The 15312-nt window shown below is 41.4% G+C and carries 21 protein-coding genes; 1 reads left to right on the top strand and 20 read right to left on the bottom strand.

The features are described from left to right. Window positions 1-116 precede the first annotated feature (116 nt). Window positions 117-1199 (top strand): HD-GYP domain-containing protein, encoded by a 1083-nt coding sequence (locus EKC99_RS11010; protein WP_075039278.1) that lies wholly within the window; start codon window positions 117-119, stop codon window positions 1197-1199. A gap of 65 nt (window positions 1200-1264) precedes the next feature. Here EKC99_RS11010 and EKC99_RS11015 read toward each other — a convergent pair whose 3' ends face one another. From EKC99_RS11015 to fliS (EKC99_RS11110), 20 genes are all read right to left on the bottom strand, one after another. Next, window positions 1265-1654, bottom strand: coding sequence for a DUF8042 domain-containing protein (locus EKC99_RS11015; protein WP_035062849.1), 390 nt, complete (start codon window positions 1652-1654; stop codon window positions 1265-1267). Window positions 1655-1662: 8 nt separating this feature from the next. After that, on the bottom strand, window positions 1663-2013 hold the full coding sequence (gene fliT, locus EKC99_RS11020) for a flagellar protein FliT (RefSeq protein WP_021093736.1): 351 nt from the start codon (window positions 2011-2013) through the stop codon (window positions 1663-1665). Beyond that, window positions 2013-2405 carry a flagellar export chaperone FliS gene (gene fliS, locus EKC99_RS11025; protein ID WP_042535029.1) on the bottom strand — a complete coding sequence of 131 codons (393 nt, stop codon included), beginning with the start codon at window positions 2403-2405 and terminating at the stop codon, window positions 2013-2015. Before fliS (EKC99_RS11025) ends, fliT begins: the two co-directional genes overlap by 1 nt. A 15-nt stretch (window positions 2406-2420) precedes the next feature. Further along, window positions 2421-3974, bottom strand: coding sequence for a flagellar hook-associated protein 2 (locus tag EKC99_RS11030; RefSeq protein WP_042894883.1), 1554 nt, complete (start codon window positions 3972-3974; stop codon window positions 2421-2423). A 12-nt stretch (window positions 3975-3986) separates the two neighbouring features. Continuing rightward, entirely contained in the window at window positions 3987-4361 is a 375-nt protein-coding gene (gene flaG / locus EKC99_RS11035; RefSeq protein WP_163151903.1) for a flagellar protein FlaG, read from the bottom strand. 133 nt (window positions 4362-4494) lie between these two features. After that, window positions 4495-5565 carry a glycosyltransferase family 2 protein gene (locus tag EKC99_RS11040; RefSeq protein ID WP_240468856.1) on the bottom strand — a complete coding sequence of 357 codons (1071 nt, stop codon included), beginning with the start codon at window positions 5563-5565 and terminating at the stop codon, window positions 4495-4497. A 44-nt stretch (window positions 5566-5609) separates the two neighbouring features. Further along, window positions 5610-6830 carry a flagellin lysine-N-methylase gene (fliB, locus tag EKC99_RS11045; protein ID WP_055441497.1) on the bottom strand — a complete coding sequence of 407 codons (1221 nt, stop codon included), beginning with the start codon at window positions 6828-6830 and terminating at the stop codon, window positions 5610-5612. A gap of 590 nt (window positions 6831-7420) precedes the next feature. After that, a complete protein-coding gene (locus EKC99_RS11050; RefSeq protein WP_042894880.1) occupies window positions 7421-8266 on the bottom strand; it encodes a flagellin N-terminal helical domain-containing protein in 846 nt (281 codons plus the stop codon). 138 nt (window positions 8267-8404) lie between these two features. Next, complete coding sequence (locus EKC99_RS11055; protein WP_163151905.1) at window positions 8405-8590, bottom strand: hypothetical protein; 186 nt, start codon at window positions 8588-8590, stop codon at window positions 8405-8407. Then, window positions 8580-8828 carry a carbon storage regulator CsrA gene (gene csrA / locus EKC99_RS11060; RefSeq protein WP_085789581.1) on the bottom strand — a complete coding sequence of 83 codons (249 nt, stop codon included), beginning with the start codon at window positions 8826-8828 and terminating at the stop codon, window positions 8580-8582. The genes EKC99_RS11055 and csrA overlap by 11 nt, the downstream gene beginning before the upstream one ends. A 12-nt stretch (window positions 8829-8840) precedes the next feature. Beyond that, the gene (gene fliW / locus EKC99_RS11065; protein WP_009362422.1) at window positions 8841-9278 is read right to left on the bottom strand and encodes a flagellar assembly protein FliW; all 438 of its coding nucleotides are present in this window, start codon (window positions 9276-9278) and stop codon (window positions 8841-8843) included. Between the two features lie 13 nt (window positions 9279-9291). Then, the gene (locus EKC99_RS11070; RefSeq protein ID WP_163151907.1) at window positions 9292-9846 is read right to left on the bottom strand and encodes a DUF6470 family protein; all 555 of its coding nucleotides are present in this window, start codon (window positions 9844-9846) and stop codon (window positions 9292-9294) included. A 14-nt stretch (window positions 9847-9860) separates the two neighbouring features. Continuing rightward, window positions 9861-10733 carry a flagellar hook-associated protein FlgL gene (flgL, locus tag EKC99_RS11075; RefSeq protein ID WP_021095721.1) on the bottom strand — a complete coding sequence of 291 codons (873 nt, stop codon included), beginning with the start codon at window positions 10731-10733 and terminating at the stop codon, window positions 9861-9863. 11 nt (window positions 10734-10744) lie between these two features. Continuing rightward, complete coding sequence (gene flgK, locus EKC99_RS11080) at window positions 10745-12286, bottom strand: flagellar hook-associated protein FlgK (RefSeq protein ID WP_021095720.1); 1542 nt, start codon at window positions 12284-12286, stop codon at window positions 10745-10747. 12 nt (window positions 12287-12298) lie between these two features. Next, the gene (locus EKC99_RS11085) at window positions 12299-12751 is read right to left on the bottom strand and encodes a flagellar protein FlgN (RefSeq protein ID WP_021095719.1); all 453 of its coding nucleotides are present in this window, start codon (window positions 12749-12751) and stop codon (window positions 12299-12301) included. A 14-nt stretch (window positions 12752-12765) separates the two neighbouring features. Next, entirely contained in the window at window positions 12766-13026 is a 261-nt protein-coding gene (gene flgM / locus EKC99_RS11090; RefSeq protein ID WP_235045452.1) for a flagellar biosynthesis anti-sigma factor FlgM, read from the bottom strand. Window positions 13027-13088: 62 nt separating this feature from the next. After that, entirely contained in the window at window positions 13089-13490 is a 402-nt protein-coding gene (locus EKC99_RS11095; protein WP_163151909.1) for a TIGR03826 family flagellar region protein, read from the bottom strand. 13 nt (window positions 13491-13503) lie between these two features. Next, on the bottom strand, window positions 13504-13941 hold the full coding sequence (locus tag EKC99_RS11100; RefSeq protein WP_035063520.1) for a YaaR family protein: 438 nt from the start codon (window positions 13939-13941) through the stop codon (window positions 13504-13506). 82 nt (window positions 13942-14023) lie between these two features. After that, window positions 14024-14839 carry a flagellin N-terminal helical domain-containing protein gene (locus tag EKC99_RS11105; protein WP_055441498.1) on the bottom strand — a complete coding sequence of 272 codons (816 nt, stop codon included), beginning with the start codon at window positions 14837-14839 and terminating at the stop codon, window positions 14024-14026. A 13-nt stretch (window positions 14840-14852) separates the two neighbouring features. Further along, entirely contained in the window at window positions 14853-15266 is a 414-nt protein-coding gene (gene fliS / locus EKC99_RS11110) for a flagellar export chaperone FliS (protein WP_163151910.1), read from the bottom strand. Window positions 15267-15312: the final 46 nt, after the last annotated feature.

Consider the following 15312-nt stretch of genomic DNA (forward strand, 5'->3'; position numbering starts at 1 on the left):
TCTCTGGAATGTTTTTCGTCCAATCAGAGAATACCCTACCTTTTTTCTTTTGGTCTAGCAAAATGCTTTACACAAAATTTTATACATCATCTATTTTTCTGCTGAGGTGTGATCGCATGCGCAAAGTGCATATATTTGAAGCAAAAAGTGGCGATGTGCTCGCCGTCGATATTTACGGACCGAACGGTGCCGTTTTGCTTGCTAAAGGAGTCAAACTGACCGACTCATACATTCGCGGATTGCGCGAAAACGGCATTCGTCATATTTATATTCACGACATTTTTACATTTGACATTGAGGAAAAGCCAACGATTAGCCCGGTTGTACGACAACAAGCCGTAAAAAAAGTGTACGAAACGATGACGGAACTCATCGAAGAACAAAAAGCTGTTCAACGCGTATCTTCGCTAGATCTCGGGCAAGAATATCAAAAAATATTTAAAGAAATTTTAGACTACTTATTGAGCAGGGAAAACTTGCTCATTAACTTATCCGACCTTGTTATTTCAAAGGGATATTTTTTTCATCACTCGGTCAACGTCGCAACGATCGCAGGTGTCATCGGATTAGCGAAAGGTTATTCCTCGCAACAATTGCTCGATTTAGGTGTTGGGGCGCTTTTATTTGATATCGGCATGACGCAAATTCCGAGTGCACTTTGGGCGAAAAAAGGGCCTCTTAGCCCTGAGGAACGCCGAATTATATCACATCATACGGAATTTGGATTTGAACTATTGAAAAAGCAAAATAATATTTCACCATCTTCCGCTTACTGTGCCTTACAACATCATGAACGTTTTGACGGGAGCGGTTACCCGCACAAAGCAGCCGGCAAATACATTCACGAATTCGCGCGCATTATCGCCATCGCAGACGTGTTCGATGCGCTCACTTCACCGCGCGATCATCGCCAACAACATTCGCCACACGAAGCGGCCGAATATTTATGCGCAGCTGGCAACACGCTGTTTGATTACGAGCTCATTAAAACGTTTTTAAAATACGTCGCCATTTACCCGCTTGGCACAAATGTCGTGTTAAACACAGGATACCGAGGCGTCGTCTCAAACATTTTCCCTGAATATCCGCTTCGTCCGGTCATTCGTATTTTACAAAATCCAAACGGTGAAATGCTGAAATCACCGTTTGAAATCGACTTGCGTAAAGAAGTAAACGTCACCATTGTAGAAGCATTTTAAACAGCACCCGTTTTTGTGAATATGTTAATATATGACAAAGAGGAGAGCTGTCTGCCCTCCTCTTCTTATTGTTCAACATATGGACGAAGATGTTGCATCATGCTTACTTTCCACGCTTCAAACGCTGGCGCTACATATTTTTCAACAATTTGCTTCTTTGCGTTTGGATCGTGTAGTTTTCCGTCTAATTTCCACGCCTCTTCTACGACGGCGGAAAATCGTTGTAGCTCATTCAATAGTGCGACATCATCAGCGAAAAAATGTGCAAGCGATCGCTCATTTGTCTGTTCAATTTGACCGAACGCTGTAAAAATATCCGCAAGCACAACATCCCCTTGCGTACGCCCATAATTGGAAAAACTTTCAATTACGTAATGAAATCCTTCTTCAATTGTGTCCAATAGCGCTGCATAGTGACGAACGACCGTCAATTGTTCTGGAGTTAACTGAGTCATCATGATACCTACCTTCTTTTATCGTAAAACATGCCGTCGCTCGCTAACGAATCGTACAAGTCGTCATAACGATCGACCGCTTCTCTTGTTTGTTTAATTTGCTTTAAGTCTTGCTGGATTTGTTGTTTAAATTGCCGAAGAAGATTGTTTGTCTCACGATCTAACGCAAGCAACTGTTTCCCCATTTTCTTTTCTTCTTCCGTTAACGTTGCAGGCAGTTGCTTGAGAAGCTGTTCCCGCTTCTCAAGCATTTCCTCGATTTGTTCAATCACCGCATCACGTTTTTCTTTTTCAATCGGCTCGCGAAGCAATTCAACCATTGCCTTTGTTATGCCCAAAAGCTCCGAAACAACGCTCATTACACGTGACCGCCTTGCGCGTATTGACGTTGACGATTTAGTTGAATCACTTGCTTCCACGTATCACGGAACTCTTTGACATATCCTTCAACTTCTTCTAAAATCGCGATGTCGCTTTTAATATTTGCTTCAACTAAACGACGATACATATAGTCATACATCGTCATCATCGATTTGGCTACTTCATATTCCATATTGAGCGTCACCATCAACTCTTGAATAATTTTTTGCGCTTTTAATAAATTTGTATTGCGCGCTTCAATATCTTTCTCTTCGATCGCTTTCTTCGCTTGCGCAATAAACTTTAGGCAACCGTTATAAAGCATAAGCGTCAATTCCCCCGGTGACGCTGTTTGCACCGCATTTGTTTGATATGATTGATATGGGTTCATCTTTCAACCTCCTAATTATTGTGCTCCACCGCCAAAGGCATTCATGAGATACATACTTTGCGAGTTTGCACGTTGCACTGCTTTTTCCATCGCGGAAAACTGCTTCCAGTAGCGATCTTCTACTCGTTTTAGCCGATCTTCGGCCGCACTAATGCGCGTATCAATGTCAATAATACTTTTTCCAATGATATACTGATTCGTAGCTTTTAACGTATTTCCTGCTTTATCTTCAATACTTTTGATCGTCTTTTTAATTTCATCGCGAAGTTGGCGGACAATCCCTTTCGCATTTCCTTCACCGTTGTTGCTAAATAGACGATAAATCGCATCTGGATTTTCTTCAATTTTTTGTCTTAGTTTCGCTTCGTCAATAATTAACTTTCCGCCTTCTAAATAGTTTGGCGTCGTTGTAATGCCAATTTGTGCAAGTTGAGAAAATCCGTCCGCCACTCCATCCACTTTTCGATAAAGTGCTTGGCGCATGCTAGAGAGGGCGTTTGACAAAATCGAATCACCGCGCAAAATGCCGCTTTTCGCTTTTTCCTCCCACTTTTCCGCCTGCTTTTCCGTCAACTTCTCGCGCTGTTCATCTGTAAGCGGCTGATAATCGCGATAACGCGTTTCTTTTAGCTTCTTATTGATTTCATCGATCGTTTCATTATATTTATCAACGAATGATTTAATCGAATTAAAAATCGCATCGGTGTTTGTTGAAGATGTAATCGTCACCGTGCCTGCATGCGTATTTTTCAATGTATATGTCATGCCGTTAATTGTAAATGTGTTCGATGTGCGTTCTGTTTGAAGACCGTTAATTGTAAATTTGGCGTTTTGACCTGTTCCCGCGTCTTGTTGTAAAAACGTTTTCGTGATTACATTTAATGGATCGCTTGCATCAACCTGTATATCTAGGTTAAATCCTAATTTAGTGAAAAGCTCCGCACCACTTGTAACTTCAATAGAAGATCCACTGCCCGTTTGATTTTTAGTAATGACCATTTTCTGTGTAAAATCATCATAAAACGCACGAACGCCTAATTTAGTATCTTGATTCAATTTTGAAATCAACGTACTCAATGTTTCCTTACTTGGGTCAAGTGAGATAGTAACCGTTTCTTCAACACTGCTACCTGGATTTTTTACTTTAAACTGTAAAGAAGTTGGCATTACCTCTGTACCTAAAAATAATGTGCTCAACTGGTCATTCGCACTTATATTAATCGTATTTTGAGACGTCCATCTTGCCGCTGTCGCAAGTTGTGTAATATTGCTAATTTCTACCGTTTGGTTCGCAGCAGACGGAGTCCCAGTTGCTGTCACAACGTTTTCATTCGAACTCGTCACTTTTTTCTGCAAAAACGTGCTTTGGCGCATCACGCCGTCGAAAATATGTTTATCTAATGCGTCTAGTAAACGATTCATATCGCGATATGCATCGCGTTGCCACTCAAGTAATTGCTTTTTTTGTTTTAATTTATCAATTGGCGCACGCTCCACTTTCATTAAATCGCCAACGATTTTGTCGATGTCCATACCGCTTGCCAATCCACCTATACGCATCATGCTCATATGTGTCACCTCCTAAATTTTTCGATCAACAATTAAACCGACAAATTTCATCATCGCTGCATACATATCTAACAGCTTTTTCGGTGGAATTTCGCGCACGACTTCTTTCGTTCGTTCATCAATAAGCTGGACGTAATACTCTTTTAAATCTTCATGCACGTTAAACTTTAACGACGTATGGCTCGGTTGTAAAAATTCGTTCATTCCCTTGACGATTTCTTCAAGTTTTTCTTTTGAAATACGATCTTCTTCTTGTTTTGCATTTAGTTGTTGTAAAGTGGGTTGCTCTTGTTTCGGTTGTTCCGTTGGGCGTTCTGTCGTTTTTTCGCTCACCGTTTTTTCATACATATATGTGGAAGAAAGAGAAGAAGAAATGCGTTCAATCATCACCGTTCGCTCCTTTGCATATACGTTCCTACTGTTTATATCGGATGGAAGAAGGGAAATTTGAAGGGGGAAAAGAAAAAACCTCTCGTTCGTTAGAGAGGCTAAATACACTAAAAATCCATCAACATGGTTACTACTGTCTCAATACCTTTAATCGCTCACTCGCCTTTTCATATCCTTCGTGTGCTGATTGTTTGTAAAAATGGATCGCTTTCCCCATTTGTCCTGTCACTTCGTAAAAAACGCCAAGGTTATAAGCCGCTAAAAAGCTACCTGTTCCGCGGACACGATCGTATTTATCCGTCTCACCAATTTCTAAACAGCGAATGAAAGATCGCTCGATGGACGAAAATACATACGCGTATCGCTCCATATTGTAAAACATCGCATCCATATAAAATAACCCGCATACGAAATGAAAATCAGGGGAATCATGTAGCCTTTTTTGTTCCTGTGCAATGACCTGTAATCCTTTTTCGAACGAACGATTCGCGATCAATGTATATAAATAATCAATGACTAAACTATGACGATACCATGCCCCAAGCGGTACAAGGCGATAACTTTCCTCAAAATATTTTTCCGCAACGTTGAATTGCATCAATAACTTATATTGTTTACCAACTTGGTATAAAACATAATCATCTGTCGGATGTTGACTTAGTTCTTCCAACAGTAGCTGTAAATTGCGTTCCGTTTTATTTGTGTAAACATATCCATCATGATACACTTCCACATCAACATTTTTGCGCGGAAAAGGTGAATCGACTTGTTCGTGAATTTTCCCAACATATGTGACACCTTTAGGGAGAAGGCGCGATAAGTAACTCTGTGCATATCTTTTCTCCCCATTTTGCACAAATTCATCTATTCGCTTAATTCGCCCAATCGTTCTCTCATTCGTTTCAATAAAATGTCGAATGATATGTTTACAGTCATTTACAATATACTCATCTGCATCTAACACGAGATTCCAATCACACGTCGATTGCATAAGCGCATAGTTGCGTGCTGCTGAAAAATCATTTACCCATTCAAAATGAAACACGTTTGCACCAAATGAACAAGCGATATCTTTTGTCCCATCAGTAGAGCCTGTATCAACAATAATAACATCATCAACGATATGTTGAACGCTTTGTAAGCAGCGGGCTAAATGTTTTTCTTCATTTTTTACAATCATCACTAGAGCTAATGTTTTCAATATTTCACCTCATTGAACTGTTTTCGTTTCCGAAAAATATGAGATCAACTATTTATAAGTACAGTCATGAAGCTCATACTATTTATATCATTTGCACGCAGTATATCTAATACTGTCTTTAAATATTGCTTATTGTGTTCAATTGTTTTAGAAAAGGATTGAATCAACATCACCACCAATTGCTCATTGAGCCCTCGATGGAAACGAGCAATTCCAATCAAATGTAACCTAATTAACGTATAATGAACAACAATCATGACATAACTATCAAATACATCTTCTTTGTCAATTGGAAATAAATTTTTAAACACGTAATTGACCAAATAGTTTTCTAACATATAGCCTTTTTCTTTCATAAATGGCTCATAATACTTCGTAATCCCCTCTTCATAACACTCTGCCATTCGCTCAATGTTATCACTGCCACCAAATCCTTGAATCATTTGTTCTAAATATTGTACATATTTATTGTTTTGAAGCCCCATCTTTTTTCTAATTTCGATAAGCTGTTGACAAATAGAAAGTTGAATACCTAGCTTTTTAGGAAGGGTAGCTATATGCTGTTTGACGAATAAGTCATCCAACATTTGATAAGTATATTGACAAATTTGTTCAAACATAACGTCAATATGATCCTTGTTTTCACTAATTTTTTTCAAAAACATTCCTAATACGATGAGACGTTCCTCCAAAGAAAGTCTTCTATCTTGTAAAATTTGAATACATAGGACACGAATCGGCCAAAAATATTTTCTTACCCCTTTTTCATTATTTAAATGAAGTGCAGAGTGATAAGCAGCTTTTTTTTCTACTTCTCCTTCTATTTCATCGAACTCAATTCCATTTGGATTTAGCAACACCAATCGTGCAATTTCCGGACAAGATAATGTACCACTTTTCTCCACTACATCGTTAACTAAATTAAATGTGCGTGGATAAATGGCACATGTGGAGCATAAAAAGTCCTCTCCCAACTCTTCATGTATACGACAAAGCTTCTCTTCTGAGAGAAATGGGCATGCACCACTCTCGTTCATTCGAATGTTTGCATAATCAAATTTTGATGTGTTATTTTTATTTCTTTTGATCACTTGTTCATTTTCAGCAAACAAACGATGAGTTGTCTTTTTATATTTTTTATATGTGTCTCGATCAATCCATACATTCCAACCTACGCAACACGTATCCTCACATTCCCCACCAATACATCGAAACGAATGCATATACTGCGGAACTAACATTTTTGCCGTTCGCTTTTTGTTCACATGAAACACTCCTAACAGACGTATTAAGAAATTGACTTCTACTCATAATATCGGCAAAAAAGCAAAAACATAAAGTATTTATTGCTCTTCTGAACAAAGGGGAACGTGTAAAAAAATAAATTACGATTATTACGGTAAGTGATGGCGATTTTCGACTACGTCTATCAAATAGAAAAAGAGACCTTAGCAAACCTAAGGTCTCTTTTTGCTTTATTAACGGAGCAATTGTAATACTCCTTGTGGTTGTTGGTTGGCTTGCCATGCCGCAACGTCTTTCGATCGTTGTGTAGACTATCTCTTCACCTTTCTAGCCATTTGGCTAGCGAAGGGCTGGGCACTTCGGGAATTTCCCTACAGACTTCATCACCATAGCCCTCGCCTTAGGTGGTATGTCCTAGTCGTTGAACCTTCTCCAGAGTTTCCTCACAGGAGCTTGGCTGCTGATTGCCCATTGTTCCATCTTTCCTTTTTTCACGCCGTCACGCCTGCCGTTTCCAGCTTCGTTGTGGCAAGGAAAGCTTTAGGGCTTCCCAGCAATTCACCCAGTCATCCTCTTAGCCGTTTCCAGCTAAGACGCCCTTCCAATCAAATTACCGAAGGAGTTGCAATACGCCTTGTGGCATTTGATTGGATTGAGCCAACATTGCTTGTGCTGCTTGAGAAAGAATGTTGTTTTTCGTAAACTCCATCATTTCTTTCGCCATATCTACGTCGCGAATACGTGATTCCGCAGCTGTTAAGTTTTCTGCTGCATTGTCAAGATTCGCAATCGTATGCTCTAGGCGGTTTTGCATTGCTCCTAAGTACGAACGACCTTCAGAAACAGTCTTAATCAAATCATCTAACTTGCTAATAGCGCCGGCCGCTCCACTTTGAGTACTAATATCTTCACCTTGAGCATCACTAACGATATCACTCAAGTCAATTCCCTTAGTTGTCAAATCTAGTTCGATGGTATCATCTTTATTGGCTCCCACCTGTAGCACAAGCTTACCACTAGAGTTTACATTGCTTCCCGAAGCACCTTGGAACAATTCTTGTGTGTTGAATGTCGTCTTATCTTTAATTCTTTCTAGCTCTTTTCCAAGTTGTTCAAACTCATCTTGAAGAGCTTCCCGATCTTGTGAAACGTTCGTGTCGTTTGAAGATTGAACAGCTAACTCGCGCATACGCTGTAAAATAGCATGTACTTCTTGTAAACCGCCTTCAGCTGTTTGAATTAACGAGATACCGTCTTGTGCGTTTCGAGATGCTTGCTCTAAGCCGCGAATTTGGCTACGCATTTTTTCAGAAATCGCAAGACCTGCTGCGTCGTCGCCTGCACGGTTAATACGAAGACCAGAAGACAATTTCTCCATGTTTTTTGCTGTAGCGCTTTGCCCGATTGTTAATTGACGATGCGTATTTAACGCCGCGATGTTGTGGTTAATTCTCATTTCATATTCCTCCTTGAATTTGTTTTCCCACGTCCATGTGGTTTAGCTAGCAAGAATGAAGTCGGCCGCCCTTCTTTCTTGCCCTCACGTTTATTATCGGTTGTTTTTTTCAAAGTTTAATAGGTTGCGAAAAAAATTTTATACTTTAATGTCAAGAAATTGTGAAAACGGCGATGGTTGTTGTATTTCTTTGACGATGCGAGCTGGATCGTCCTTATGTTTGTTAATGATTTCGTTTAATGCTTGTTCGGCGATCGCTTTGTTGTCTTGAACGATGCGAGCGATGACGCCAGGGACTAGAACACCGCCAATGCTAACGCTCATTTTCTTCCCCTCCTTTCTTTAATTGATGAGATAGCTGTTGAAGCGAAGTCATAGAGGCGAGTGATGCTGCGTTGTTTTCTTGTTGGATGGCGAGATATATTTCTTTTCGGTGCACGTCAATATGTTTCGGTGCGCGAATGCCAAGTTTCACTTGATCGCCGTCGATGGCGAGAACGACGACTTCAATGTCATCGCCAATTTGAATGGCTTCTTTTAATTTGCGCGTTAACACAAGCATGTTCTCGCCCCCTTATTTCGCTTCAACCGTTTCTGGAAACAAGCGATGTTTCGTTTTATACGGTGTATTTGTTAAAATGACTTGCTTGCCGATTCGTTCGTGGACGTTAATGACGACAGGTGCTTGTAAGTTTGCCGTCGTGTTTGTAAACGGTTCGGCGACCGTTAAAATGACGTATAGCGCGACATCGTTTTCTGCTTGAATGTTTAGTTGTTCGCACGTCGCATCATCGAGTTCGACTTCGTATGTTGGAAAATAAGAAAACGGCTCGATCATGACAAACGCTACGTCTTTATTTTGCACTGATTGTAAAATCGTAAATGGCGAATCGTGAATCGGCAGCAAGGCAAACTGCTTTTCATGTTCAAAACCCGGTAGCCCGTTTTCAAAAGAAACGATTGCCATGTCAGACAGCTCAACCGTTCCGTGATATTTCGTTTCGATGTTCATATTCATCCCTCATTTATACGCTCACATCGATGCGCAAGTTATGATGACGTGCTAAATCGATGTGCACGACGTTCGGTTTATAGTCGATTTGTACAGGGCGTGGTTCGATATGAATGCGCGCTCCGGACGTTTGCCAGTTCATCTCGATACGCCCTTGTTCAAAGCCGATTTTCACGCTAAATGGGCGGGGAATTAGCCCGACGTTATAGTCGAAAGGTGGTCGCTCGCTGTTCGCTTGCGCTTGCATCGCAAGCACGTCGCCACCTTGTTCAATGCGCATTAATTCATCACCTTGCATCGCTGTCGTTTCTAAATATGATAACCAACTCGCATAACCGTCTTGCGCTGCTTCTTCAATGCGGCGAAAAATATGTTTTAAATCGACATCGGCACGCGCTTCCGTTTGATCGATCGTTAAGCGCGGAGGCGTCGTTTTCATTTCCAGCTGCGGTTTCGGTTGTTCAATCGACAGCTCGGCTTGTTGTTGGCGCATATGCATATATCCGCGCTCAATCGTGATCGATAATTGCGGAAATGTCGCTTGCATCGTTAGCTGCGGGATTTTCATTTCAACTCATCCCCTTAACGTAAAAAATCAACGAGCGTCGGCTGAATGATGCGCGCACCGACAGAAAGCGCAGCGCGATGAACGCTTTCTTGCGACTTTAATTCGGTAATAATTTTTTCAATGTCCGCATCTTCGTTATCTGAAATCATTCGTTTCGCGATCAGTTGTTGTTCAGAAAGACGTTGTTCAACAAGTTCTAGACGGTTGACGCGCGCCCCTAATTCTGCCCGTTCGGCAAGGACGTCGTTTATATGTCCGTCTAATTGAGAAAGCAAATTGTCTAAATTCCCTGTTGGATTGGCTAATTCGTTTTCAATTTGCTGCAACGTATTAAACAATCCTTGGTTAAATACATTATTAGGCGTGACGTTAATTTTTAGTTTTACTCCCTTGGCGACTTCGACCATAAAATCATCGTTGTTGTTGTTAACCGTCGGTGGGGTGCCGTCTGTCACAGGCGCTTGTTCAATTTTTGTGCCGTTAAAAATATATTTCCCTGCTACTTTCGTGTTGGCGACTTGTACTAAGTCTTTTTTCAACTGCTCAATTTCCCGCGCGATCGCTTGACGGTCTTCTGGACCGAGCGTGCCGTTTTTCGCTTGTACGACAAGCTCACGAGCGCGTTGCAATACACTTGTTGTATGACCTAACGCTGATTCCGAATTTTCCATCCACGTGTACGCTTCAGAAAGGTTGCGTTGAAACTGCTCGATTTCTGTTAAGCTCGTACGATAATGCATCCCTTTCATCGCCACGACCGGATCTTCGGATGGGCGATGAATTTTTTTCCCTGTCGCCAATTGTTGTTGATACGTACCGAGTTTATCGTAACTTTTACTTACGTTACGAAGCGTATTATTCGCAAGCATCATTTGTGTTACACGCATTTACTGTTCACCTACCTTCCGACAATCCCCATATTGTTAATAATTTTATCTAGCATTTGATCGATCATTGTAATCATGCGCGCGGAGGCGTTATATGCATGTTGAAATTTCATCATATTCATCATTTCTTCATCAAGCGATACGGAGCTAACTGCCATGCGTCGTTCATCAACCGATTGGCGAAGCACTTCGCTATTTTGCGATAACCGTTTCGCCTCTTGCGCATTCACCGCCATTTGCCCGATTAAACTTTCATAAAAGTTTTGGATCGTTGTTGTGTTTCCTGCGATATTCATCATTCCGTTTTTTACTTCGGCTAACGCTTGCGCATTGCTTCCGTCACCAATTTGTCCTGATGCTGATGCGGCAATATTGTCAAGTGAATCTTTAATGATTTGTGCGATATCTAACGTTCCAGCTGGATCAGCTGGGTCATAGGTGAAAAATGGCTTAGTGGATGGAGAAGTCGCATTATTTTTTATTTCCGCCACACTCCATCCATTAGAATGCACCGTATTAAACTGATCAGCAAATGCTTTTGCCATGGCATTTAAATCTCCTAGCATTTCGGGATATAACCCTCTCGTCGTTGTACCTCCGTCTTCGCTGTAACCATAAGAATAAAGAAGAGCTCCTACTTTTCCGTTTTCTTTTAAGCGCTCAAATGTTGAAAATGATGCATCGCCAAGAGAAAAGCTAACAATTGGCCCCGTCTTAGCTACGTTATCTTGATATGTCACTTGAAATTCATTGACTTTCCCAAGTCGTCCATCAACAAGCGTGCCGATGACTGTGCTACCAGTTCGATCCACTAACTCTACCGTAAAACGTCCTTCCGCAATTTTTAATGCACTTCCGCCACTTGGCACAGGAGTTACTTTAACGTTCACATATTGCGACAACTCATCTAACAGCCGATTTCGTTCATCATATAAATCGTTCGGCAAATAACCATGCACTTCGACTTCGCTAATTTGTTTGTTTAAGTCATTTAACTGACGCGCCAATGAATTTACAGCTTTCACTGTTACGTCAAGCTCATTTTTTATATCATCACGAATCGACTTTAACGAGCTTGATAAGTAATGAAACGTTTCAGCGACCGCCATGCCGCGCTGACGGACGACGGAGCGCGCACCTGAGTTTGACGGATTGACGGCTAAATCTTGAAGCGACTGCCAAAAACGGTCAAGCGTCTTCGCAAGCCCTTCGTCTGACGGCTCGTTCATAATTTCTTCCATTTTATACAACGCTTCTGCGCGCGTATTCCAATAGCCGTATTTCATATTTTCGCCACGATATTGGACGTCTAAAAATTCTTCGCGCATTCGTTGCACGGTGCCGCCTTCCACACCTGTTCCCATTTGCCCTGGCACGACAGGACGGTTTTTCGACGCAAACGGATATGGCGGCGTTTGTTCAAAGTTTACCCGTTGGCGCGAGTAACCTGGCGTGTTGGCGTTTGCGATATTATGCCCCGTAACGTATAGCGCTTGTTGTTGGGCGGTCATCCCGCGCCGTACCGTTTCTAATCCATGAAATGTTGAAAGCACAAAAAAACCCCCTTACGTTTTTGCTTCAAACGACGACCGTGGCGGCAATTCATCCGTTCGCTTCGGGTCATACGTCACATCTTGTTCGTTCGGTATCATGAGATCAAGGGTAAAATGAATGAACTGAAGCGACTGTTGCAATAGTTGCATATTGAGCTCGTTTTGCTCTTTCAACCGTGCGATTGTTTCGCTTAAATCGCTTGCTAAGTGGAGAAGCTTTGTACGTTCCGTTTCTTCCAACTGTTCTGCGTAACAACGAACCGTTCGCTCTTCTTCAGGTAAATGTGAAAGAAGGCTCATTCGTTCGCTCTCGAGCTGGCGAATGGCCATGACATATTTTTGTTCTTTCGCCATCATTTGTTGCAACGCATGAATGTCGCCTTTTTTAATCGCTTCTGTTTTTTGTTGTGCCAGCTGCAACAGTCCACGGTGAAATGTCAGCAGCTTTTCCATAAGATCGATCATGTTCATTCGCTCCGTCATCGTTTATAATAGCGCAACACGCTTTCCGCAATGGCACGCGCATCGATCGCATACGTCCCTGCTTGCACTTCTGCTTTTAACCGCTCCATTTTTTCTAACCGTTCCGAAGAAAATTTCGCCGCTTCTTGCAATTCTTTCGCCGCGCTTGAAATTTCGACTTGATCTGTTTTTTTCGTCGCTTTTGTTGGTTTTTCAACGCGCGACGTCCGTTCATACGGATTGACGCTCATCGGCTGAATACGATTAATTTTCATCATCCCACCTCGCTTTTCCCGTTCTTCTTTCCTTATGATTATTATCGGCTAAAAGAAAAAAATGTTTAGTCGTCTCTCTCTGTAAAATATGTCGTTTGACGCTTCGCTTGTTTTTGTCGTTCCTCTTCTCGTTGAATTTTCGTCATTTCTTTCTGGATACCACCAATGCACTTTGAACATAGTCGCCCTTCACGTATCGTTGCTCCACACTTTTCGCACGGATAACCGAGGTTCGGAAAATGAACGAGCTGCAGGCGTCCTTTTTTAATCCATTTAACAATTAACGCTTCGTCTACTCCTGTGGCATCCACCACTTGTGGCATCGTTGCCGTCCGATTTTCTCGTTTGCGAATAAATGCGTACACTTTTTCAAACAATTTTTCTTCTTCTTTATAACATGCCTCACATACATCTCGAAATTGCGTCTTCACAAACAAACTTCCACATTTTGGACAGTTATCTAACATGCTTTCCCCTCCCTTATGTGTAAATATTAATAATCAATCCTTGAATTTCACCGACGAGTCCAAGCAAATCAAGTCCCTTTTTTTCTTTTTCCAACACCGCATTTGTCAGCTCGACTAACTTTTGATCGACTTCTTTCACAAGCTTATAAATTTTCGTCCGTCCCCCGCGACTAAATCCGCGCTGTTCCTCGAGCTGCAAACTATTTTTCACTGCATCGTCTAAAAATTGCTTCACAAGCTTTTTATATTTTTTTAAATCTTCTACCGTTTGCGACTCAGCTAACCTTTTCCCTTGCGCTTCAATTTCTTGCGCCATCGTTTGAAAACGTTCAAATAACACGTCGCTTTTTTTCTTATGCATCACTTCCGTAAACGACACCGATTCCATCGGCGCATCGTCTTTTTTTTCGACACGATTCAACGACGCCCGCGATACTTTTTGCACTTCCATCATCGTTCACACCTTTTTTCTTTTTATTATGCCACACGTACAAAAAAAGGGCGAGGTCGCATCGACCTACCCTTTTTACCCATTAGCTTTTTAACAATTGCAAAATTCCTTGTGGGAGCTGATTTGATTGCGCGAGCATCGCCTGTGCTGCTTGGTTTAAAATGTTGTTTTTCGTAAAGTTCGTCATCTCCATCGCCATATCTGTATCGCGAATGCGTGACTCCGCAGACGTTAAATTTTCATGCGCTGTTTTTAAGTTGTTGATTGCATGCTCAAAACGGTTTTGGTAAGCGCCAAGGTTGCCACGTTCTGTAGAAACTATATTAATCGCATCATCAATCGTTGTAATAGAACTCGATGCTCCAGCTGCAGTAGAAACATCTAAACCGCTAACACCTAACAGTGATGATGTCATACCTGCTATACTTATTTCTACTTCCTCTCCTTCATTTGCACCAATCTGGAATTTAACATTAATAAAACTATTATCCAGCAATGGCGTGCCATTAAATGTTGTTTTATTCGCAATGCGATCAATCTCTTCAATTAATTGCTCAACTTCATTTTGAATATGTCCACGATCATCATCTGTATTTGTACCATTTGCCGCTTGCACTGCTAATTCACGCATACGTTGAAGAATGCTGTGAATCGAGTTGAGCGCCCCCTCCGCTGTTTGAATAAGCGAAATGGCATCTAATGCGTTGCGTTCTGCAACTTCTAATCCGCGAATTTGCGAGCGCATTTTTTCGGAAATGGCTAAACCTGCTGCATCGTCTGCTGCGCGGTTAATGCGTAAACCAGAGGAAAGTTTTTCTAAGTTTTTCGCTGTATTCGATTGGTTGACCGCTAAGTTACGATAAGCGTTTAATGCTTGAATGTTATGGTTGATTCTCATTTTTTTCTCTCCTTTACTCTGTCATAATAAATTGTTCATATGTCGCCGCTTTTTTTGCCACAACGTTTGTTGTCGGTTGTTTTTTTAGTGCCTCGTTCCATGCTGTCGCAATGTCTTTGGCGATCGTTAACACTTCTTGCATCATGGCTACGTCTTTTTGCATATTGGCATCAATAAGACGCTCGGCCATATAGTTGTATAGCGCATCTAATTGATGAGCGATAATGCCTGCGTCATAATTTAACCCAACACCTAGTCGTTGTAAAATATCGTTTGCTTTTTGCAATAGTTTGTTGGCATAAGAGTAGTCGCCTTTTTTTGTGCTTGCGATCGCTTCTTCTACACTTTCAATTAACCCTTCATAAAGTAGCGCTGTTAATTGTTGCGGCGTTTTTTTATACACCGCTTCTTCTGTTAAAAATTCCACGCGCTCACTCTCCTTTTATCGTTCACCTACTTTATTTATCGTCACG

The sequence above is a fragment of the Anoxybacillus sp. MB8 genome (genome assembly GCF_011006755.1).
GTDB classification, from domain to species: domain Bacteria; phylum Bacillota; class Bacilli; order Bacillales; family Anoxybacillaceae; genus Anoxybacillus; species Anoxybacillus gonensis.

Excerpts from the sequence above, each read along its gene's own strand:
- EKC99_RS11010 (WP_075039278.1), top strand. The coding sequence starts at position 117 with ATGCGCAAAGTGCATATATTTGAAGCAAAAAGTGGCGATGTGCTCGCC.
- EKC99_RS11015 (WP_035062849.1), bottom strand. The coding sequence starts at position 1,654 with ATGACTCAGTTAACTCCAGAACAATTGACGGTCGTTCGTCACTATGCA.
- fliT (WP_021093736.1), bottom strand. The coding sequence starts at position 2,013 with ATGAGCGTTGTTTCGGAGCTTTTGGGCATAACAAAGGCAATGGTTGAA.
- fliS (WP_042535029.1), bottom strand. The coding sequence starts at position 2,405 with ATGAACCCATATCAATCATATCAAACAAATGCGGTGCAAACAGCGTCA.
- EKC99_RS11030 (WP_042894883.1), bottom strand. The coding sequence starts at position 3,974 with ATGAGCATGATGCGTATAGGTGGATTGGCAAGCGGTATGGACATCGAC.
- flaG (WP_163151903.1), bottom strand. The coding sequence starts at position 4,361 with ATGATTGAACGCATTTCTTCTTCTCTTTCTTCCACATATATGTATGAA.
- EKC99_RS11050 (WP_042894880.1), bottom strand. The coding sequence starts at position 8,266 with ATGAGAATTAACCACAACATCGCGGCGTTAAATACGCATCGTCAATTA.
- EKC99_RS11055 (WP_163151905.1), bottom strand. The coding sequence starts at position 8,590 with ATGAGCGTTAGCATTGGCGGTGTTCTAGTCCCTGGCGTCATCGCTCGC.
- csrA (WP_085789581.1), bottom strand. The coding sequence starts at position 8,828 with ATGCTTGTGTTAACGCGCAAATTAAAAGAAGCCATTCAAATTGGCGAT.
- fliW (WP_009362422.1), bottom strand. The coding sequence starts at position 9,278 with ATGAACATCGAAACGAAATATCACGGAACGGTTGAGCTGTCTGACATG.
- EKC99_RS11070 (WP_163151907.1), bottom strand. The coding sequence starts at position 9,846 with ATGAAAATCCCGCAGCTAACGATGCAAGCGACATTTCCGCAATTATCG.
- flgL (WP_021095721.1), bottom strand. The coding sequence starts at position 10,733 with ATGCGTGTAACACAAATGATGCTTGCGAATAATACGCTTCGTAACGTA.
- EKC99_RS11085 (WP_021095719.1), bottom strand. The coding sequence starts at position 12,751 with ATGATCGATCTTATGGAAAAGCTGCTGACATTTCACCGTGGACTGTTG.
- flgM (WP_235045452.1), bottom strand. The coding sequence starts at position 13,026 with ATGATGAAAATTAATCGTATTCAGCCGATGAGCGTCAATCCGTATGAA.
- EKC99_RS11095 (WP_163151909.1), bottom strand. The coding sequence starts at position 13,490 with ATGTTAGATAACTGTCCAAAATGTGGAAGTTTGTTTGTGAAGACGCAA.
- EKC99_RS11100 (WP_035063520.1), bottom strand. The coding sequence starts at position 13,941 with ATGGAAGTGCAAAAAGTATCGCGGGCGTCGTTGAATCGTGTCGAAAAA.
- EKC99_RS11105 (WP_055441498.1), bottom strand. The coding sequence starts at position 14,839 with ATGAGAATCAACCATAACATTCAAGCATTAAACGCTTATCGTAACTTA.